Here is a 20,816-nt window from a genome sequence, read left to right as displayed (position 1 = left end):
TATCTACCTCAATGCTTCCCTAAATTTATTCAATGATTCTTTTAACACTTTTACAAATGTATAAATCTCTTCCACAGTATTATGATAAGATAAACTAATTCTTAGTCCAGAGATTGCAATTTCTCGATTAAAACCACATGAGGCAAGAATTCTACTTTCGTCTTTTTCCTTGGAAGAACATGCAGACTTTGTAGATATAAAAATATCCTTTTCTCCTAGCATATGAATAATTACTTCCGGTTTCACACCAGGAACAGAAATATTCATAATATGAGGTGCCCCGTTTTGCGGGCTGTTTATGTGAACATCAGGAATATTTTTAAGTTCTGTGCGTAATATACGTGCCATTTCTTCTAATTCTTGAAAGTTATTTTTATGATTTTCCATTGTTAAGCGAAGTGCTCGTACGATAGAAACGGCCCCAGCAAGATTTTCCGTACCGGATCGTACTCCTTTTTCCTGTTGACCACCATCAAATAATGGAAACAAACTTGTGTGCTTTTCTACGTATAAAATCCCTGTGCCTTTAAGTCCATTTATTTTATGACCGGAATAGGTACATAAATCTATCCCAGAATCTTTCAATTTGAGTGGTATTTTCCCTAAACTTTGAACAGCATCAACATGGAAAAACAATTTTGGATACCGCTTTGCAATCAGACCAATTTCTTCAATTGGTTGGACGGATCCTAATTCATTATTTACATGCATAATACTTATTAATATTGTATCTTTTCGAATTGCCTTTTCTACATCCTTTACTTTTACGACACCTTCCTTGTTAACTGGTAGGTACGTGACTTCAAACCCTAATTTTTCTAAGCTTTGACAAGCCTCATCTACGGATGGGTGTTCAATAGAAGTAGTAATAATGTGTTTTCCACGGTTTTGATGCTCAAGAGCAATTCCTTTTATCGCGATATTATTCCCCTCGGTACCACCAGAAGTAAAGATTATTTCTTCATCTTCTACTTGCAATAGCTCAGCTGCTTGTCTTCTTGCTGTTTTGAGTAGATTTTCAGAAGTTCCACCTAGCTGATGAATCGATGATGGATTTGCAAAAAATTGCTCCGTCACTTTTTTAAAGCTTGCAACTACTGACTCTTCTGGAATTGTCGTTGCGCTATTATCTAAATATATCAATGTTCTCTTCCTTCACTCATAAGATTCAATTTTTAAGTCGAACAAATTATTAATGATCTAACATGTACAACAAAATAAACCTGTGCATAATACTTTATGCATCATACTTGAATATGCGTTAAAATACAAATACTTTGCAACCTAAACATAAGAAAAAGCTGTGAAATAATCGCCTATTTTCACAGCTTTTTCTTATGTTAACTATTACTTACTAATTGATTTTCTTCAATATATTTTAATGCACCTGGTTCTACTTCTTCAATTGCTTTTGCCGCCTGTTCAAGAGACAATTCATACTCATATGCTCTAAAAAGTCTTTCAGATTCTAAAAGCTTTGCTGCTAAAATTGGATTTCTACTTCGGTATCGATTCGCATATTGAATGACCTGTTCTGTTAAATATGCCTGATCGAGCATGACGTCGATTTGGTCTGTCGCATGATTGATAGAGTTATCAGCCTCAGCCAACGCACGGTGTACTTCACTAGTATCTAAAGGTTGTTTTTGTAACGTTTTTAAAACCTTTTTAACTTTTTCTTCTGCTTCCTCAATGCTTGTCCATATAAATGTAGGAACACCTGGAATATTACTCTTTCTTAGGCGTCTGATAAGTTCATTTATACGATTACGCATATCAATTATCTTATCTTTTGCAGCAAGTTCATCTTTTCTTAGAGATTGAATCGCTTCTTTAAAGGTTTTATGTTTTGCTTCTAATTCTTCAATTTGTTTTAGTCCGGCTTCTACACGTTGACGAACCTCTGTGTTGGCAGTACTATTTTCTTCTAGATTATCCATTACCTTTTGAAGTTCTTCCCTTAAATCATTTGTACGCTTTCCAATCACAAAGAACTTTTCTAATTCCGCATCCTCTATATAATATGCTCTTTTAAGATGTTCTACTTCTTCTTTTGTCTCTTCAAATGAAGTAGCTAAATTTGTAATTGCATCATTATAATTAGGTAACTGCTCTTCAATATAATTTTTAGCTATTGCTTCTTTTTCTAATTGATCGTACATCTCAGTAACTTTCTCATTGATTTCATCTAGATATGTTTTAGCTTCTTCTAATTTACCTTCTTCGAGTAGTTGAAGAACGCTCGTTAATCTTTCTTCATATGTAGGTATATCTTTTTCAAAGTTGAGATGTTCAATGTAATAGCCGCCTGATCTCATTTCTTTTATTCCAGATCTTAAATTATCAATTTGTGAAGGCAATTCATGTTTTGCATTTTTATATACATCAGGAAAGCTTTTAATTTTATCCTTTAACTCAACCAATTCAACATTGACTTTAGTTACAAGATGTTTTGCTTCAATGTAATTTCCTTCATCAACTTCTTGATAATACGTAGCAATTTTTTCTTCTAATTTTTTAATTTCAGTTTCAAAGTAATCATCTGCTTTTCCGTATTGATACCTATTTTGGGAAATCATCCGATACAATTCTTTAATCTCAGGTTCAAGTTCTTCCACTTCTTGCCTACTGACTTTTTCAGATTCCAATAAATCATCTAATTCATTAAGGATTTTCTCTATACTACTTTCAACAGCGTTTAGTATCTCCTCGGCTTCTTTTAAAACTCTCTTGCCTTTTGGAATCATAAAACGATCCGCTGCTTCTTCAGCATCGAGAAGGTGCTCTTCAATATCCGCCAATTCCTTACTTACTATGTAGTCCCATCTTTCTTTCCACGCTTCAAATCGAACGAGCGTTTCTCCCGAAAGGTTTAAGGTCTTAATCTGCCCCAACTGAGATGCTACATTCCTGCTCATAATGTCGAGTTTCCACGATTCTAAGCGATCGACATTATCGTACACTCTTTTTCTAAGTATTAATCCGATGACTGTTAATGCAATGATTGCTAAAATTATTCCGATTATAAGTTCCATAGCATACCTCCTAGCCCCTTTCAATTCAGAGGATTTCTCCATATAAATAATAGTAAAATAAGTTCTGTAAACAATTTTCAAAATTACAAAGGGTATTGTTCTTATAATAGCATGTTAATAGTATAAATGGCTAAGAAAAACAATATTTTGTCAAATAAATAGATTTTTTAGATATAATTAACCGATTTTCTTAATTTTCGACAATGAATTGCACCCATTTTTGAATGGTAGAAACATATTTTTTTACAAACATTTCATGTGAGTATTTCCCAACGACTTGGTTACGCCATTCATTATGTAAAATATAGGGAGTAATCAGCATTCCTTTAAATTGCATTAATAAGAAGCTTTTTTGGTCGCCAGCCTGTCGTTTGCCTGCTAAGGCTTGTAAAAATACTCTTTCTATATAATGATTCTCTTTCGCTAGGTATGTCACAGCCATTTCCCTAACGAAGATGGAGTCAAGACTAAGTTCACGTTGGATAAAACAAGATAATTGATGTTTCGATTGCTTGTACTGTATAATTACAAAAATTAATTTATTTAAACGCTCTGCTGCGGTTAAATCTTCGGTATCTCTTAATGCTTCTTCGATTTTTTCCAAGTATTCTTCATAATAATCGGAGACTGCATATTCTAAAAGTCCTTGCTTTCCTTTGAAATAGTAGCTAATGGAAGATACGTTTACTGTAGCCTTATCTGCAATATCTCTTACCGACGTACCATCGAAACCTTTCTGAAAAAATAAGGAAGAAGCAGCTTCGATTACTTTTTGCTTTGATGGATTTTTCTTCATAGTGATCACCCCTTACTCTCTGTTTACGACAATGCAACAAAATTCCCTGCATTTTTCTTTCGACATCTTTTATTGTCTTGTCGAATGCTGTAACTTAATACTTAGCTATAATTACTATTTTAAATTATAATGGATACCATACATCATTTCATAGTAAAGGAGACTAATCATGTTTGAACAAAAAACATATTCAAATGATAAAGTTAAGGATTATGAATTATTATTAAAACAGTTAGAAGCTCTATCCGAAGATGAAGAGGATCAAATAGCCATTCTTTCTAATGCTTCTAGCTTACTTAATCAATTTTTAGATAATGTAAATTGGGCTGGGTTTTACCTGTGGAAAAATGATGAACTTGTATTGGGACCATTCCAAGGACTACCTGCATGTGTACGAATTCAATATGGTAAGGGAGTTTGCGGAACCGCTGTAAAACTAAGAGAAACGCAAAGAGTGGAAGATGTGCACGCATTCCCAGGACATATTGCTTGTGATGCAGCAAGTCAGTCTGAGATAGTCGTTCCAATTATAATTAACGATGAGGTATTTGGCGTGTTAGATATTGACAGTCCTATCAAAAATCGTTTTGATGAAACAGATCAACTATATTTAGAAAAATTCGTGGAAACATTGATACCATATTTATAAGATTTTTATCTAAAAACGAACAGCAATTCATCTGCTGTTCGTTTTTATGTACTAAGAATTTATGATGTCACAACACAGTTTTTATTATCCGCTTTTGCCCGGTATAATGCTTCATCTGCTTTTAGAAATAGAGTTTCATAAGTGGTGTCGTCTCCGCTATACCAATAGGAAATCCCACAAGAAACCGTAATGCGTGGGTTTGTATTTTCAGAGATTGCTATCCGAATGTCTTCAGCTTTATCAAAGGCATCGTCTAGATTCAGATCTGGGAAATAAACAGCTAGTTCTTCCCCACCCCATCTAGTTGGAATCCCGTGATCACCGACACTTGTTTCCATAACTTGAGCGACTTGTTTTAATACTTTATCCCCAACATGATGCCCATATTTATCATTAACTTTTTTGAAATCATCGATATCAAGAATCAATAAAGAGCCAGACTTCCCTTCACTCATATGTTCCTCTACCTTTTCTTCAAGATATCTTCTTGAATATAACTGGGTGAGAAAATCTGTAATTACTGTAGTTTGTAATCGCTCTTTAAGCATTGTATTTGAAATCACTACAGATGAATGCTGCATAAGCGATTGAATAAGCTTGAAAGCATCAAATGTAAAATGATATCTTTCCTCATGAAGAATGACAGCAAACCCCATGCTTAACCCTGAATATAACATTGGAATTACCATTATGGAGTGATAATCCAAACCATCTTTATCAAAACTTCCACTGAAAATTGGTTCAAGATTCACATCTACTTTTTCTTTTAAATACTGGATAAGTTCTTTCCCATCGTCTTCCATAAACAGAAACGTACTGCCTGCTAATACATTCGCTACTTTATTTGATTCTTCATCATAGTAAATAAACCCAACTTCGGATGCATCAGTTAGAGAACGTATTTTACTACTAATATGAGATGTAATCTCTGTCAGCTCACTAGAAGCATTGAGTTCATGGATGATTTCGTTCAATAACGTTAGGTTAGTTACCTGTATTAAAGAATCCTCGTATAATATTGTTTTTTCTAATGCTTTACCTGCTAAAATTGCAAACTCCGTGATAAAGTCTAGTTCATATTTACTAAAATATTTATCGATAGGAATGATTAGTTCTAAAACTCCATATACACTTTGTTCTCCTATTAAGGGAGCGTAAATATATTTTAGTTGCTCGTTTATCCTACTCTCAATTTCCAATTCACCTGTCATGAACACCTTTGTTCTAACCTCATCAATGTTCTCATCTGTATATTGCATAATCTTTATAGGCAAGTCGAGGTTCGTTTCATGCTCTTGAGTTAAGTGTAAACTGTATTCATATTGTCCATATCGATTTTTAAGTGCATTAGCAACTTCTTCAAGAATGATATCTTTATCATTTGATTTTATTAATTTCGTACTTAAATCTAGAAGGAATTTATTGTTACGGCTTTGGTTTTGATTAACATTCATTACCGTAAGGATGGAGATTACTTTTTCTAAGTTTTCGTCTAATAATGACTTCATTTCACTATTTATTGCTGATTTTGATGCAACATAAAGATATAAGATTTCGTCCTCTGAAAGACGGAATTGTAGTAAGTCTTCTACGTTACGCTCTTCACTTTTAATTAAAATATCAGTAATTGATACTTCTGATAAACCGATAGACTGCTTATTAAGTTGAACTTTATTTGTATCTCCAATTTCAGTAACTAAAATCAATGAAGCTGTTCTTTCATAGAATACATAAAAAGCACTGTGATCAACATTTAAATAATCAAAAAGTGCAGATAATAAGTTCTGGAAAATTTCATCTCTCCAATTATCCTTAATAATACTGTTACTTACTATATTAAAGAACACTGCTTGAATACTTTCATCATTTTTCATTTAATCACCTATTTTTAGTTGATCTATTATGTGTAATTAATTTATTACATTATACCCCATCTAGTACTGTTTTCCCACATAATTTAATTTAAAACAGATTTTCTTTTTAAAATAGGTTAAAAGAACTATTTTCAACTAGTTAATTAATATTATAGTCAAATTAAAATGAGAATGATTATATGCCAGTTGACTTTTCTATGAATAAATAATATAATATTGGTTGTGTAAATTTAAAGGTAGCCTTAGCGACTGAACTATTGTAACTAGTTTGTTCCTCAAGCCTAAATAAAGGTTAGAAGGTGTATCGTGTAACTCTCTGCTACTGGAGCGATGGTACAAAAAAACAAACTAGCCAACAGAATTAGCGCAGCTATTTATCTTTATACAAAATAAAATTAAAGGAGGAAATGTCTATGTCACGCTATACAGGTCCTGTATGGAAAAAATCTCGACGTTTTGGCATTTCATTAACTGGAACAGGTAAGGAATTAGATAAGCGCCCTTACGCTCCTGGACAACATGGTCCGAACCAAAGAAAGAAAATCTCTGAATACGGCTTGCAGTTGCAAGAGAAGCAAAAACTACGCTTCATGTACGGATTAAACGAACGTCAATTCCGTAACCTATTCAACAAAGCTGGTAAAATGAAAGGGATCCACGGTGAGAACTTCATGATTCTTCTTGAATCTCGTCTTGATAACCTTGTTTACCGCCTAGGTCTAGCTCGTACGCGCAAACAAGCTCGTCAGTTAGTAAACCATGGTCACGTTTTAGTTGATGGTAGTCGTGTTGATATTCCATCTTACGCAGTAACTCCTGGACAAGCGATTAGCTTACGTGAGAGATCACAAAACCTAGCTATCGTTAAAGAAGCTCTTGAAGTAAATAGCTTCGTTCCTGAGTACACTACATTTGATGCAGAAAAGCTAGAAGGTTCTTACACTCGCTACCCAGAGCGTTCTGAACTACCAGCTGAAATCAACGAACAGTATATCGTTGAGTTCTACTCACGCTAATACAATTTAAACTTAAAAACCCTTAGCTTCTCATTTTTTGAGAACCTAAGGGTTTTTTAATTAGTCGTTGTTGCCTCTATTTCGGATTTTCTTTACAAGTGGCAGGCCTTTTTCAAATATGTTATACATCAAAGGTTTGTATACTTTATTAATTTCGCCTATATATTCCACATGACCATCTTTATCAAGAAATCTCTTCTTGAAAGCATAGAGTCCGTCTGATTGTGAGATTTCAAAGAAGCCACCAAAGTCGTATTGGATTGCGCCCTCTTCTATTCCCCATTTAATCATTTCATAGTTCATTACCTGATTTGCACTTAGGTTTCTTTTAACATTTGTGCTACCAGCATATAAATAATATAATTTTCCATAATAATTTATGGTAAGTGCAGCTGATAAAATATCATCTTCATGGTATGAAATGTAGATGCGAGCATTTTCATAAGAGTCACGAATTTGTTTAAAGTATTCTAGTGGACGAATATTGATTTTATTTCTTTCAGACATTATCTTATATGCATCATAAAATAACTCGATATCTTTATCATCCCTCGAATACCTAGTCTCTACACCTCTTTTGATTCCTCTTCTAATATCACTGCGTAATTTATTTGAAAAACGCATCATAATAGATTCTTCATCATGACCTTCTAAAGGCAGAACCATATTTAAACGTGGTTGAATTAAGTTATCTTGCTCATCATCTTTTGAAGTTAACTTAAAACCAGCATTTTTATATAAGGAATAAAGTTCATCTGAATAGCTTGCTTCGGGATCAAACTTTAACATAATTGCTTTATATTTTTTTGCGATACTATCTACTTCTTTAATCAATCTTTGAACTAAATCCAAATCATAAATATCACAAACTGGTCCTCGTGGAGCATATAACATACTGTATCCACCAGGTAAACGCTTGATAAGAATTGACATTGCAGCAATTATCTTACCATCTTCCTTTAGATAGACATACTCTTCTCCCCAGCCTTCTTTTACATCTGTCCATCTACGATCTTGAGTCATCGAACGAAATGGGGAGCTTCGAACAAATTCATCATATTCATTTACAAGATCCTTGTTCGTTTTATCTAAAATAGCCATTCTCTTAATCCTCCAATAAAAATCCACTATACTTATTCTTTTAGTTTAAAGTATTTCTCAAATCTACCATAATAGCTCTTATAGTATGATTTTAACTTATATCTCCGTAACAATCCTAAATCCTTCTTATAATAAAGTGTATTTGATGTTTTTCCCTCTTTAAATCTAGCAATTACCTGATCTTTGAGGTCTTCATCCATCGTATACTTTATCAAAAGATCTTTAGGTACCGCGTGCCATAAATGGTCGTTTTTTCCGTAAACTACTTCAGATTGCTTGTCATATACCAAATCATCAACTAAGAATTTTGCCATATTGTAACCATTTGCTGTTACAAAATAACTGCTTCTACCTTGTCTTATGTTCAATTCAAATATTTTGTACTTGCCATCACGAACATCATACTTTAGATCAATATTTGCATACCCTCTAAATCCGATGCCTTCAAGGAACTTTTTATATTTATCATAGATTTCTTGATTTTCTTCACCTATGATTCCAACATAATTACCAATTAGAGTTGGAGTATAGTCTTCTAGAATTACTCTCCCAAGACACATCATTTGTACTTTTCCATGTTGATTAACGTATGCATTTAAAACACGCATGACGGTATCATTTCCAGGTATGTAGTCTTGAATAATCAATGAATCTGTATAAGTAGAAGAATAAATTTGAGAAATAATTAATTTGAAGTTTTCCTTGTCATGAACTACATATGCTTTTTTCTTCCCTTCAAATTGAGCATTGAAATAAGTCATGCTGTCTGAAGGTTTTATTACGACTGGAAAATCGAAAGGAAGCTCTATGTCAGCATCCATTCCTTTTTTGAAAATTACTGTATCAGGAAAATCGAGATCGTACGTCTCACACATTTGATAGAATTGTTCTTTGTAAACTACTTGATCCATCAATGTTTCGCTAATAAATGGAAGTTCATAATAGTCTTCTAGTTGTTGACGATTTCTAATAGCTAACTCTGCATAATTTTCATTACTTGCTATTACGAGAAGCTTATCAGCTCTAGCACTAAGCTCCTTATGTACTTGTAACATTATTTCAACAAATTTTTCAGGATCATCTAGTTTTTCATGTATTTTTTTATCGACGATTTTACTATGCATCGTTGGTAAAATGTGGCCCTTCGTTAGTATAATACTAGTAATTCCATATTCCTCATGAAAAGCACGTGCCATTCCATAAGCATTTTCATCAGAACCTAGTATTACTGGAAGGAAGTCTAATTTACTCATAAGCTATATCCTCTTTTCTAATAGCGGTTTAAAACCTGTCATTTTCTATTTATTTAAGGTGAATCTTTAGTAATTGTATAAGTTTAATCAAATCATAAATATATTTTCGGCAAATTACCTACACTATATAGTAACAATATGTGACAACAACAGTCAAACTTTGCTACAAACAGTATAGCAATCCATTGACACAAAACATTAATTCATGCAATATTAGTTTATTAAATATATGTTTTTTGATTTTGGTATCGATAAATGAAAGTATATTTTTTTAAGGCTATGTTACAGTTCGGTACTGTTCGGATAATAATCCGTAAAGGTCTCAAACTTTTAGCTTTAACAATGCTATTATCAAAAGCTTTCGGTGGTGTAAATATGAATTATAAATTAGGAGTAATAGGTGGCATGGGGCCATTAGCTACAATGATATTTTATAAAAGGATTATAAAACATACATTGGCTAACAAAGATCAAGATCATATCGATATGATGATTCTTAACCACGCTACAATGCCCGACAGAACTCGGGCAATCTTAGAAAAAAAAGAAAAAGTATTTCTTGAAACGGTAAAAAAAGATATTGAATTAATGGAAACAGCTGGCGTAGCTAATATCGCTATCCCATGTAATACATCGCATTATTTCTATAAAGAAATGCAGCAGATGACAAATATTAATATCATCAACATGATAGAAGAAACGGCGAGTTTTGCTTATAATCAATATGGTGAAAATAGTAAAGTTGGTATTTTGGCAACAGATGGTACAATTTCTACAAATGTTTATAAAAACACTTTCAAAGAAGCAAGGTTGAATCCGATTCATCCAGATCAAGAAACACAAGGAAAAGTAATGGACATCATCTACAGTATTAAATCGGATGTTAATTATAATCCCGAAGTACTGAATAGTATTATAAGTGACTTTATAGGCAAAGAAAATTTAGATTGTGTTATTTTAGGATGTACTGAATTGTCCACTGTACCTATTAATGAAGAAATAAAACAATATTGTATTGATCCACTTAATATCTTAGTACAAAAATCAATTCAATTATCAGGAAAAAATATGATATAAATTAGTAGTGAACGAAAGCCACTTAAAATCTCAATGGAGGTTAAGTGGCTGTTTCTATATAACAAACTATTCTTTTAAAATGACTATTTCTACTCTACGATTTTGAGCCATATTTTCGGCAGAGTCATTCGGTGCAATTGGTTTCGTTTCACCATACCCAGCTATTCTAAACCTTGCTTCATTTAAACGCTGTTCATCAATAAAATATCTAACAATTGTACTTGCTCTAGCTCCAGACAATTCCCAGTTCGAAGGATACACAAAGCTACTCATTGGTCTATTATCTGTATGACCTTCAATCACTATGTCATTTTCAATTGTAGAAAGTAGCCTACCTATTTTTATTAGAAATGGCAGCCCTTCATCGAGAATTTCTGCCTCTCCAGGATTAAAGAATAAATAATCTTGTAAAATTAATTCTACTCCTTCTTCCGTTCGGTTAGCAGAAATCACTTCATTTAAATCGTTTTCTTCCAGAAAGGTTTCGACTTCAGTCATTAAAGAATTTAGAATTTCCTCGTCACGCGCCTCATTTTCTCTATCTAATGGAAAGCTAAAAAAGTCTTCGTCATCTTCCGTATCTACACTACTTGGCGTATCTAACGGCACAATCGAAGGGTAAAAATCAAAGATTCCTCTATTTTGGAAGGACTCTGTCACCATTTCGAATTTATTTTGACTAATTTGAGACATAGAAAAAAGCAAGATAAAAAATACCAATATTAATGTAACCATATCCGAATAGGTAACCATCCATGATGGTGCTCCACTGTCATTGGCTTTTCTTATTCTCCTACGTTTCATTTTATCTGTCCCCTACATTTCTAGTATCTTTATTATAGATGTTGACATCTAATTCATTTTTGGAGTCATGTGAGAGAAAAGCACTTAGTTTCTCTTCTAGTAATCTAGGGTTTTGACCTGATTGGATACCAACAACCCCTTCAATAATAATTTGTCTAATAAAAATCTCTTCATTACTTTTTGCTTCTAATTTAGCTGCCATTGGAAGAAATACTAAGTTTGCAAGCACAATCCCGTATAGTGTAGTGATAAGAGCGACCGCCATGCTTGGCCCAAGTGAAGCTGGATCAGATAATCTATTAAGCATTAAAATTAAGCCAATCAGCGTCCCAATCATTCCCCAAGCTGGTGCATATGCTCCAGCTTTCTCTAACAATGTTCTACCTTGGTAATGTCTTTCTTCCATCGCAGTTATTTCTGCTTCCATAATATCTTTAATATCTTCTGGTTCAAGTCCATCAACAAGGAGTAAGACACCTTTCTTAAGATAAGCATCGTCAATCGTATCTAGTTTATTTTCTAAAGCTAGAACCCCTTTTCTCCTTGCCTCTTCAGACAATTCAACAAACAATCGAATAAGTTCAGGCAGGCGCATATCGTTTTTATACATTGTTTCTTGAATTATTTTTCCAGTGTGTTTGATTTGATCGAATTTAAACGTTATTAACATTGACCCTGTCAATCCACCAATTACAATAAAAATACTCGTAATATCTATAAATGAAGTTACTCCTTCTCCACCACTATCAGACAATATTGCTAGCATGATCATTATAAAGCCGATAGTAATACCAATCGGAGTCAATAGGTCCCTTGTTCTCATAAATTAATCCCCTTACTCTCCATCACAAGATTTAGTCAATAAAGTTTTAAAATAACTCCTTGATTATATCGACTATTCCTACAAATGTTAAAATATAAACCCTCTAATAGTAAAGTTCATCAAAAATAAAGCAGCTCTAACCTGATAAAGGCAAAGCTGCTTATATTTTTATTTTACTCTACAGTAACAGTATACTCGTCATGTTCATGTAAGTCAGCATCATCTTCCACATGAACAACAACCTTATATGTCCCAGTTTCAGAAAATGTATGATTTGCTTCATACTCACCCGGTGAAATTTCTTCTGCATCAATCCAGTTTGTACCTTGTGGATTCCCATCAGGAACAACTTCATAACGCACAGATACTTCACTTAATGGTTCACCATCCATTTGTAAATGTACGACTAACTCAGTCTCTTCACCAGCTGAAATAACTTCTTCTTGATCAAAATGGGAGTGGAATCCATCAGTATGTGCATGCTCATGTTCTTCTTCTTCAACGACATCTCCGCCATCACCGATAGTAATTGATGTTAAAGGCATCGTGTGCAATCCTTCTGCAGTAGTATGTGCATACATTTCATATACACCGTCTTCAGAGAAGGTTACTTCAGCTACATAAGCTCCGTTCTCTGTATGAACACCATCGATTTCTTCACTATTATCTTCGTCACCCATAAGCCAGTATTCGAATTTTACTTCATCGGCATTTTCAACAGGGTCTCCACCGTATGTAACAATAGCTTCTAATTCAATTACTTCATCTACTTCTGCAGACTCTGGTACTTTAAAATCAACCGCAAGAATAGGTAATTCTTCTTCTACCTCATCCACTTCATCATTACTACCACAAGCAACTAAAAATAGTAGAGTAAATCCTAATAGTGCAAGTAAAATCTTTTTCATTTTTATTACCTCCGATATAAATCTAAAATGAACCTACAAATGATGCCAATAATTGTTCTGATTACTAAATTATTTAACATCCCCTAACGTAAATGTACCAGTCTTATGTATATGTATCAACATGAACAGATGACAATCCATCGACAATTGATAGCCAAGAAAAAAGCTTAAGATAATATTCTATCCTAAGCTTATTTTATCATTTTAGTTGAATTTGATGAGTGTGTATTTCTTTTTCCCACGTCTTATTATTGTAAAGCGATCTTCAATGCGATCAACTTCTGTAACTTCATAGTTCGTATCTTGCTGTCTTTCACCATTTATATAGATGGCACCATTTTGAATATCTTCTCGCGCTTGTCTTTTAGATGGTGAAATCTTTGTATTCACAAGTAAATCAACAAGTCCGATATTTACTTTTTCCAAGTTCTCTGTAGGTACATCCTTGAAACCTTGTTCAATTTCACTACCGGATAAATCTTTTAAATCTCCGCTAAATAGAGCTTCGGAAATTTTAATCGCTTGCTGTAACGCAGCTTCCCCGTGAACCATTTCAGTCATTTCTTCTGCTAAACGCTTATGAGCAACACGAGCTCCCGCATTATTTTCTACTTCTTCTTCCAATTTATCAATTTCTTCTTTTGATAGGAAGCTAAAGTATTTTAAAAACTTAATAACATCCCTATCATCTGTGTTAATCCAGAATTGGTAAAATTCATATGGTGTGGTCTTTTCTGCATCTAACCAAACAGCATTTCCAGCCGTTTTACCAAATTTAGTACCATCTGCTTTTGTAATTAACGGAACTGTTAAGCCAAAAACATTAACCTCTTCTTCTTCTGGATTTTTTCTTGTACGTCGAATGAGCTCCATACCAGCCGTAATATTCCCCCACTGGTCACTTCCGCCAATTTGTAGCTGGACGTTCTCTTCTTCATATAGTTTCATGTAATCAATCGATTGTAACAACATATAACTAAACTCAGTAAAAGTGATCCCTTGTTCAATTCGGCTTGAAACGGACTCTTTAGCAAGCATGTAATTGATGCTGAAATGTTTTCCTGTATCTCTTAAAATTTCAATAAAAGTCATTTTGCTTAACCAATCATGGTTGTTACGAGAAATCACAGGATTCTCGCCTTCCCCAAAGTTAACAAGCTTTCCAATCTGGTCTTGAATACTTCGAGCGTAACCCATCACAACTTCCTCGCTATTCAAAGAGCGCTCTGTTGAACGACCACTTGGATCCCCTATCATCCCTGTCCCACCACCAACAAGTGCGATCGGCTTATGACCTGCTTGTTGGAAACGTTTCAACATAATGATTGGGACAAGGTGTCCAATATGCAGACTATCAGCAGTTGGGTCAAAACCACAGTACAGTGAGATTGGTTGATTTTCTAAATGTTTTTCAAGTCCCTCTCTATCGGTTGTTTGGTGGATTAACCCACGCCATTCTAACTCTTCTAAAATATTCATTGTCATTTCTTCTCCTTTATATTCAGATAAAAAAGTAAATAAAAAAAGCCCTATCCTCTAAAAAAGGGACGAGCTTGAACACGCGGTACCACCCTTGTTGCAATAAAATGCCACTTGGTATTGTTAACGATGTTTCCACCGTTCTTTTAGCTACTAACCAAAAGAATTGCTCCAGATTGTAATTCACCAATAGATTTATATTGACTTGCACCTACCGTCAACTCTCTTTTATATAGTGATCTATTAGGCTACTGCGATCCTTCTTCACAAACGCTTTATTATTAATTCATATTTATAGCATATATAATAAGATTATGCAACAATTCTAAAAAAAGATTCATGTAAAAATATAGATATGGTATAATTATAAAGGAATTTTAGGAGGTTTTCAAATGGATTTCAAAGACTATATGAAAAATGCTCTTCAAAAAGTAAAAAATATATGGAATACCGGCAAAGTCCAACGCACTAGCAGGATTACCTATGGTGTTTTTTGGAATATTGTATTATTTTTTGTGATTGTTGGCTTTATTGGGTTTGTATTTATTGGCGGAATCGGAGCAGGTTATTTTGCATCGCTCGTGAAGGATGAACAAATTCGCGATTATGAGACGATGGCCCAAGACATCTATAATTACTCCGAAACCTCACGAATGTTTTTCGCGAATAATGTCTATTTTGGAGAAGTAAGTGCTGACCTTCATCGTGATGAAACAACACTCGATGATATTGCTCCATTACTTATTGATGCGGTAATTGCAACCGAGGACGAATATTTTAATGAACACCAAGGAATCGTACCTAAAGCAATTTTACGAGCAGTGTTACAAGAAGTTTCAAGCGCACCTGTTCAATCTGGTGGGAGCACGCTGACCCAACAATTAATTAAGAATCAAATTTTAACGAATGAAGTCTCTTTTGAGAGAAAGGCTAAAGAAATTCTCTTGGCACTTCGTCTCGAACGTTTCTTCGAAAAAGACGAAATTCTAGAAGCATACTTAAATATTGTTCCTTATGGTAGAGACGCTTCTGGTAGTAATATTGCTGGTATACAAACAGCTGCACAAGGGATATTTGGTATAGATGCCGATGAAGTTAATCTTGCGCAAGCTGCATACTTAGCTGGTCTCCCTCAAAGTCCATCTGCTTACACCCCATTTGCTAGTGGTGGTGGACTGAAAAGTGAAGAAGGCATTCAAGCAGGCTTGAATCGTATGATGACGGTACTAAATCGTATGCTTGAAATGGAATATATTACGGAAGACCAATATAACACAGCAAAAAACTATGATATTGTCGCTGATTTCAAACAGGAAGAAGAAACTTCATATGAACAATATCCAATTTTAACAGGAGAAATTCAGCTCCGTGCAGAAGATATCCTTTTTAATCATTTTATTGAAATGGATGGTTATACAGCACAAGACCTAAGAGCAATTCCTGGTCTACGTGAAGAGTACAGGGATAAAGCAGAACGAGCTATTCGTATGAACGGATACGAAATCCATACGACGATTGATAAAGAAATTTATGATGCTTTTCAAGAAGTGGCAAAAAACTATCAACACTACGGTCCGAATACAATTACCCCAATAAAAGATGGGGATGGAAATATTGTTGATGAAAAAGAACAATACGTTCAAACCGGAGCTGTAATGATAGAAAATTCAACAGGAAAAATCATAAGTTTCCTCGGCAGTCGTGAACATAGTCTTGAAGATGAACTTAATTATATGAAAGCAATCAGATCTAATGGTAGTACGATGAAACCATTATTAGCATACGGCCCAGCACTAGAAGAAGGTCTAATCCACCCTGGAACACCTATTGCTGATGTTCCTTTAATCGTACCTGATGGTAGTGGAACTACAGAAATTAGAAACGTAGATAGGAAACACCAGGGAATGCTTTCCGCACGCGAACATTTAGCGAAATCTCGAAATGTGCCTGCTGTGAAAACTTATATGGATCTAATCCCTATAAACCCTGTTGAGAAGTATCTTACTAAAATGGGGATTACTACAGTTGGTCCTAATGAATATGCCAACCCTTCGCTTTCGATCGGTGGGACAACATATGGAGTGTCTCTAGAAGAGAATGGTAATGCATTTGCAACTATCGCGAATTATGGAGAGTCAGTAGATACTTATATCATCGATAAAATCACAACAAAAGATGGCGAAGTTATCTTTGAACATAAGATTGAACCTACTAGAGTCTTCTCACCTGAAACAAGTTATTTACTAATTGACATGTTACGTGACACAATAACACAAGGTACTGGAACATATTTAAATTCACAGCTTAAATATGGCAGTGTGGATTGGGCTGGAAAAACCGGTACATCTCAGAATACTGAAAACGTACATTTCATGGGGGTTAATCCAAACATTACATTTGGTAGTTGGCTAGGTTATGCAATACCAGATTCACTTTATTGTGGCTGGTGTGATTTATCACATGGAAATCGTAACATGAAACTTTGGGCAGAACTAATTAATGCAGCAAGTGATATTAATCCTGAGTTAGTTGCACCACAAAATAGATTTGAACAGCCAGAAGGAATTGTTTCAAGAAGCTATTGTGCAATTTCTGGATTACTACCAAGTGAATTATGTGAGCAAGCAGGCTTAGTAAAAACCGGTTTATTTAATGCAAAATTCGTTCCAACAGAAAGAGACAATAGTTTAACAACTGGAGCCCACGTGCGAATTGGAAACCGTTCCGTAGTTGCTGGATCGAATACGCCTAGTGAATTTACGAATGGTGACGGTCTAATGTTTACTCCAGAGTTTTTAATTAAACATGGAATTGATAAAATTGATGACCCATCCTTAATGATACCTTTGAATGGTGATCGTAGTAAGTGGGAAAACATTGGGATACCGATTGGCAGTATAGAGATTGGCGAAGACATTGATGATGATGGTAGACCACCTGCTCCTCCTACAGGGGTAAAAACAAGTAGTAACCAATTAACTTGGGATAAATCAAGTAGTAATGATGTTATTGGTTATCGTATTTATGAAGCAAAAGAACCTGGCGGGAAATTTTCCCGTATTGGCAGTACAGATTCAACTTCATTCAGTATCAATGCTAGCTACGGATTATACTATGTTCGCTCTGTCGATTACTTTGGTGTAGAGTCCAAGGAATCAGCAACAGTTACTATAGGGGATGCACCAAAAGCTAAAGAGAAAGAAGATAAAAAAGAAGAAAAAGAAGACAATAATAAGAAAAACGAAAATAAGAACAACAAAGATAACAATAGCAATAACGGTAATGGCAACGGCAAAGATAATAACAATGGTAAGGGCAATTCAAACGGTAATGAAGAAGAAGATGAAGATGAGGAAGAAGAAAATAATGGTGAAGATTAAAAAGCAAGAGCTAATCGCTCTTGCTTTTTTTCTTATGTAAAATGAGTTTTCAAAAAATACTAAAAAAGAGTGACCAAATAATGTATAATGAATGTAAGCGATTTATTTCTTAAGGTGGTGAAGTGTTGGAACATAAGAAAACAAAATATTCGTTGTCCTATGAAACATCAATGGGAACGATTACAATTGAAGGCCCCCTAACTTCAGATGAATTAAAAAAATATGAGTTTCATGATAAATTAATAGCCTTTCGCCCTGCTCACAAACAATTCGAAGCATTATTATCAATAGCAGACTTTCCAGAAGGAAGAATAATTGTAGCAAGAACAGAAAATATGATTGTAGGGTATGTTACATATCACCATCCTGACCCTTTAGAACGTTGGTCCACATATAATATGGAAGATCTCATTATGTTAGGCGCGATTGAAATGATTCCTGAATACCGTGGAGAACGCGTAGCCTCTAACTTATTAAAGATTTCCATGATGGATGATTACATGGAAAATTATATCGTTATATCTACTGAATATTATTGGCATTGGGATTTAAAAGGCACTGAATTAAGCATCTGGAATTACCGAAAAATGATGGGTAAAATGATGGCTAAAGGCGGACTTCAGCCAGCAACGACAGATGATCCAGAAATAATTTCTCATCCAGCTAACACACTAATGGTTCGTATAGGAAAAAATGTTTCAGAAGAATCAATCGAAAAATTTAATCAATTACGCTTTCTCACTAGATATAAACAAAGAAAAAGGAATGAGGGATAGAAATGTTAGTTGAATCAATTATGAACACTGATGTTGTTACACTTCCACCTACAGCGACAATTGAAGAAGCTCTAATCCTATTAAAAAAACATCGCATCCGGCATATCGTGATTGTTAACGATCAGGAACAAGTAATTGGTATTGTTTCTGATCGGGATGTGCGTGATGCAAGTCCTTCAACTTTTATCAAGGACGGTGACCGAGCAGTCTTACAAAACGAAATTCAAACGATTATGAGTCAGCCTGTTATCACTATTCACCCACTCGATTTTGTAGAAGAAATTGCAAAAATCTATTACGATAAAGAATTTGCTTGTTTACCAGTTGTCAGTGACGAGAAACTGGTTGGTGTCGTAACGGAAAAACATATGTTATACAACTTAATTCAATTAACCGGTACACACGTACGAGGCTCGCAAATTGAAGTTAAAGTTCCCCATCGTCCAGGAATTTTACCAGAAGTTGCTCAGGTTTTCGGCAAGCATAATGTAAATATTGCTTCAGTACTTGTTTATCCATATAAAGATGACCCGGAACACAAAGTTCTAGTTTTCCGTGTACAAACGATGAATCCTATGCCAATTATTAAAGATATCCGTGAAGCGGGTTTTAAGCTACTTTGGCCAAACAATATAATGGAGCCTAAGCTATGACAAAAAGAGCTAAATTTGTTTTCTCAGATGATTTTTTAACATATAAATTCAATGAAAATCATCCTTTTAATCAAAAACGTTTAATTTTAACAAAGGAATTATTAGAAGCAGAAAATCGTTTGGATGAGGCTGATATTATTCCTCCACGGTTGGCTACAGATGAAGAATTAGCATTGTTCCATGATGTTCAATATATTGAAGCTGTGAAAAAAGCTAGTCAAAATCGGCTGGATAAAGATGAAGGTCTAATTTTTGGATTAGGTACAGAAGACACACCAATGTTTGAAAATATGCATGAAGCCTCCAGTTATCTTGTTGGAGGCACTCTGGCTGCTGTTGACGCTGTTTTGACTGGTGAGGCTAATCAAGCACTTAATTTAGGTGGCGGCTTGCATCATGGCTTTCAAAGACAAGCTGCGGGATTTTGTATTTATAATGATGGTGCAGTTGCATGTAAATATATAAGAGAAAAGTATAATTTACGTGTCATGTATATTGATACAGACGCTCATCACGGGGATGGTGTACAACTAGCTTTTTATGATGACCCAAATGTCTGCACATTTTCCATTCATGAAACAGGACGACATCTTTTTCCTGGAACTGGATATGTAAACGAGCGAGGAAGTAAAAAAGGTCATGGATACTCCTTCAATTTGCCGATTGATGCTTTTACACAGGACGAGTCATTTCTTGAATTATACGAAACAGCTTTTAGAGAAATAGCAGAATACTTTAAACCAGATGTCATCTTAACTCAAAATGGTGCAGACGCACATGTATTTGATCCTTTAACGCATTTATGTGGTACGATGAACATTTATGAGAGAATCCCTCAAATCGCACAGGAAATAGCTAATATATATTGCGACGGGAAATGGATTGCTACTGGCGGTGGGGGTTATGATATATGGAGAGTCGTTCCACGAGCATGGGCACAGCTCTGGAGTGTGATGCGGTATGGAGAAACCATTAAAGGGGAAATTCCATCCATGTGGCTTGATAGATGGCAATCTGACACGGACCTCACCCTACCTTCTTTTTGGCATGACGGTAAAGAGGCGTTCCCAGAGATTCCGAGAAAAAAAGATATTGAAGATAAAAACCAAAAGACACTTACAAGCCTTTTGAAGTATTTACACTCTCCATTAAATAATAATTCCTAATCCTTTTCTATATTAGACTTTATCGT

General features: G+C 34.6%; 17 protein-coding genes and 1 other annotated feature. Of the genes, 7 read left to right on the top strand and 10 right to left on the bottom strand.

All coding sequences use genetic code 11. The annotated features are described in order from the left end of the window. Positions 1 to 3: 3 nt before the first annotated feature. The 3 genes from ACXYMZ_RS08640 to refZ all read right to left on the bottom strand — a co-directional run bounded on the left by ACXYMZ_RS08640 (position 4) and on the right by refZ (position 3,831). A complete protein-coding gene (locus ACXYMZ_RS08640) occupies positions 4 to 1,143 on the bottom strand; it encodes a cysteine desulfurase family protein (protein WP_458947991.1) in 1,140 nt (379 codons plus the stop codon). Positions 1,144 to 1,340: 197 nt separating this feature from the next. After that, positions 1,341 to 3,035, bottom strand: a complete 1,695-nt coding sequence (ezrA, locus tag ACXYMZ_RS08635) for a septation ring formation regulator EzrA (protein WP_458947990.1) — start codon at positions 3,033 to 3,035, stop codon at positions 1,341 to 1,343. Between the two features lie 190 nt (positions 3,036 to 3,225). Then, positions 3,226 to 3,831: a forespore capture DNA-binding protein RefZ gene (gene refZ / locus ACXYMZ_RS08630; RefSeq protein WP_458947989.1), complete on the bottom strand. Its 606-nt coding sequence runs from the start codon at positions 3,829 to 3,831 to the stop codon at positions 3,226 to 3,228. A gap of 169 nt (positions 3,832 to 4,000) precedes the next feature. On the opposite strand from refZ, the gene ACXYMZ_RS08625 reads away from it, so the two are divergent. Then, positions 4,001 to 4,480, top strand: coding sequence for a GAF domain-containing protein (locus tag ACXYMZ_RS08625; RefSeq protein WP_458947988.1), 480 nt, complete (start codon positions 4,001 to 4,003; stop codon positions 4,478 to 4,480). A gap of 59 nt (positions 4,481 to 4,539) precedes the next feature. Here the strand turns inward: ACXYMZ_RS08625 and ACXYMZ_RS08620 are convergent, their stop codons facing one another. Beyond that, positions 4,540 to 6,354, bottom strand: a complete 1,815-nt coding sequence (locus ACXYMZ_RS08620) for a sensor domain-containing diguanylate cyclase (protein WP_458947987.1) — start codon at positions 6,352 to 6,354, stop codon at positions 4,540 to 4,542. A 413-nt stretch (positions 6,355 to 6,767) separates the two neighbouring features. Here ACXYMZ_RS08620 and rpsD point away from each other — a divergent pair, with 413 nt between their 5' ends. After that, positions 6,768 to 7,370 carry a 30S ribosomal protein S4 gene (gene rpsD / locus ACXYMZ_RS08615; RefSeq protein WP_458947986.1) on the top strand — a complete coding sequence of 201 codons (603 nt, stop codon included), beginning with the start codon at positions 6,768 to 6,770 and terminating at the stop codon, positions 7,368 to 7,370. 60 nt (positions 7,371 to 7,430) lie between these two features. Here rpsD and ACXYMZ_RS08610 read toward each other — a convergent pair whose 3' ends face one another. Both ACXYMZ_RS08610 and ACXYMZ_RS08605 read right to left on the bottom strand, forming a co-directional pair. Next, positions 7,431 to 8,471, bottom strand: coding sequence for a lipid II:glycine glycyltransferase FemX (locus ACXYMZ_RS08610; protein WP_458947985.1), 1,041 nt, complete (start codon positions 8,469 to 8,471; stop codon positions 7,431 to 7,433). Between the two features lie 32 nt (positions 8,472 to 8,503). After that, a complete protein-coding gene (locus ACXYMZ_RS08605) occupies positions 8,504 to 9,724 on the bottom strand; it encodes a carboxylate--amine ligase (RefSeq protein WP_458947984.1) in 1,221 nt (406 codons plus the stop codon). A 279-nt stretch (positions 9,725 to 10,003) separates the two neighbouring features. On the opposite strand from ACXYMZ_RS08605, the gene cuyB reads away from it, so the two are divergent. Further along, positions 10,004 to 10,801, top strand: a complete 798-nt coding sequence (gene cuyB / locus ACXYMZ_RS08600; RefSeq protein ID WP_458947983.1) for a cysteate racemase — start codon at positions 10,004 to 10,006, stop codon at positions 10,799 to 10,801. Between the two features lie 66 nt (positions 10,802 to 10,867). Here cuyB and motS read toward each other — a convergent pair whose 3' ends face one another. From motS to tyrS, 4 genes are all read right to left on the bottom strand, one after another. Then, on the bottom strand, positions 10,868 to 11,605 hold the full coding sequence (gene motS / locus ACXYMZ_RS08595) for a flagellar motor protein MotS (RefSeq protein ID WP_458947982.1): 738 nt from the start codon (positions 11,603 to 11,605) through the stop codon (positions 10,868 to 10,870). A 1-nt stretch (position 11,606) separates the two neighbouring features. Then, positions 11,607 to 12,428 carry a flagellar motor protein MotP gene (gene motP, locus ACXYMZ_RS08590; RefSeq protein ID WP_458947981.1) on the bottom strand — a complete coding sequence of 274 codons (822 nt, stop codon included), beginning with the start codon at positions 12,426 to 12,428 and terminating at the stop codon, positions 11,607 to 11,609. A gap of 173 nt (positions 12,429 to 12,601) precedes the next feature. Then, positions 12,602 to 13,336 (bottom strand): FixH family protein, encoded by a 735-nt coding sequence (locus tag ACXYMZ_RS08585; protein ID WP_458947980.1) that lies wholly within the window; start codon positions 13,334 to 13,336, stop codon positions 12,602 to 12,604. 204 nt (positions 13,337 to 13,540) lie between these two features. After that, positions 13,541 to 14,815 carry a tyrosine--tRNA ligase gene (gene tyrS / locus ACXYMZ_RS08580; protein ID WP_458947979.1) on the bottom strand — a complete coding sequence of 425 codons (1,275 nt, stop codon included), beginning with the start codon at positions 14,813 to 14,815 and terminating at the stop codon, positions 13,541 to 13,543. A 61-nt stretch (positions 14,816 to 14,876) separates the two neighbouring features. Continuing rightward, positions 14,877 to 15,089, bottom strand: a binding site (T-box leader). A 118-nt stretch (positions 15,090 to 15,207) separates the two neighbouring features. On the opposite strand from tyrS, the gene ACXYMZ_RS08575 reads away from it, so the two are divergent. From ACXYMZ_RS08575 to ACXYMZ_RS08560, 4 genes are all read left to right on the top strand, one after another. Beyond that, positions 15,208 to 18,195 (top strand): transglycosylase domain-containing protein, encoded by a 2,988-nt coding sequence (locus tag ACXYMZ_RS08575; protein ID WP_458947978.1) that lies wholly within the window; start codon positions 15,208 to 15,210, stop codon positions 18,193 to 18,195. A 125-nt stretch (positions 18,196 to 18,320) separates the two neighbouring features. Continuing rightward, positions 18,321 to 18,971: a GNAT family N-acetyltransferase gene (locus tag ACXYMZ_RS08570; RefSeq protein WP_458947977.1), complete on the top strand. Its 651-nt coding sequence runs from the start codon at positions 18,321 to 18,323 to the stop codon at positions 18,969 to 18,971. Between the two features lie 2 nt (positions 18,972 to 18,973). After that, positions 18,974 to 19,624 carry an acetoin utilization AcuB family protein gene (locus ACXYMZ_RS08565; protein WP_458947976.1) on the top strand — a complete coding sequence of 217 codons (651 nt, stop codon included), beginning with the start codon at positions 18,974 to 18,976 and terminating at the stop codon, positions 19,622 to 19,624. After that, positions 19,621 to 20,790, top strand: a complete 1,170-nt coding sequence (locus ACXYMZ_RS08560; RefSeq protein ID WP_458947975.1) for an acetoin utilization protein AcuC — start codon at positions 19,621 to 19,623, stop codon at positions 20,788 to 20,790. The genes ACXYMZ_RS08565 and ACXYMZ_RS08560 overlap by 4 nt, the downstream gene beginning before the upstream one ends. Positions 20,791 to 20,816: the final 26 nt, after the last annotated feature.

The sequence above is a fragment of the Oceanobacillus sp. CAU 1775 genome (assembly GCF_054482815.1).
This window is presented reverse-complemented; position numbering and strand designations above follow the sequence as displayed.

Excerpts from the sequence above, each read along its gene's own strand:
- ACXYMZ_RS08605 (WP_458947984.1), bottom strand. The coding sequence starts at position 9,724 with ATGAGTAAATTAGACTTCCTTCCAGTAATACTAGGTTCTGATGAAAAT.
- ACXYMZ_RS08625 (WP_458947988.1), top strand. The coding sequence starts at position 4,001 with ATGTTTGAACAAAAAACATATTCAAATGATAAAGTTAAGGATTATGAA.
- refZ (WP_458947989.1), bottom strand. The coding sequence starts at position 3,831 with ATGAAGAAAAATCCATCAAAGCAAAAAGTAATCGAAGCTGCTTCTTCC.
- rpsD (WP_458947986.1), top strand. The coding sequence starts at position 6,768 with ATGTCACGCTATACAGGTCCTGTATGGAAAAAATCTCGACGTTTTGGC.
- ACXYMZ_RS08565 (WP_458947976.1), top strand. The coding sequence starts at position 18,974 with ATGTTAGTTGAATCAATTATGAACACTGATGTTGTTACACTTCCACCT.
- cuyB (WP_458947983.1), top strand. The coding sequence starts at position 10,004 with ATGTTACAGTTCGGTACTGTTCGGATAATAATCCGTAAAGGTCTCAAA.
- ACXYMZ_RS08585 (WP_458947980.1), bottom strand. The coding sequence starts at position 13,336 with ATGAAAAAGATTTTACTTGCACTATTAGGATTTACTCTACTATTTTTA.
- ezrA (WP_458947990.1), bottom strand. The coding sequence starts at position 3,035 with ATGGAACTTATAATCGGAATAATTTTAGCAATCATTGCATTAACAGTC.
- ACXYMZ_RS08610 (WP_458947985.1), bottom strand. The coding sequence starts at position 8,471 with ATGGCTATTTTAGATAAAACGAACAAGGATCTTGTAAATGAATATGAT.
- motS (WP_458947982.1), bottom strand. The coding sequence starts at position 11,605 with ATGAAACGTAGGAGAATAAGAAAAGCCAATGACAGTGGAGCACCATCA.
- motP (WP_458947981.1), bottom strand. The coding sequence starts at position 12,428 with ATGAGAACAAGGGACCTATTGACTCCGATTGGTATTACTATCGGCTTT.
- ACXYMZ_RS08575 (WP_458947978.1), top strand. The coding sequence starts at position 15,208 with ATGGATTTCAAAGACTATATGAAAAATGCTCTTCAAAAAGTAAAAAAT.
- ACXYMZ_RS08560 (WP_458947975.1), top strand. The coding sequence starts at position 19,621 with ATGACAAAAAGAGCTAAATTTGTTTTCTCAGATGATTTTTTAACATAT.
- tyrS (WP_458947979.1), bottom strand. The coding sequence starts at position 14,815 with ATGAATATTTTAGAAGAGTTAGAATGGCGTGGGTTAATCCACCAAACA.
- ACXYMZ_RS08620 (WP_458947987.1), bottom strand. The coding sequence starts at position 6,354 with ATGAAAAATGATGAAAGTATTCAAGCAGTGTTCTTTAATATAGTAAGT.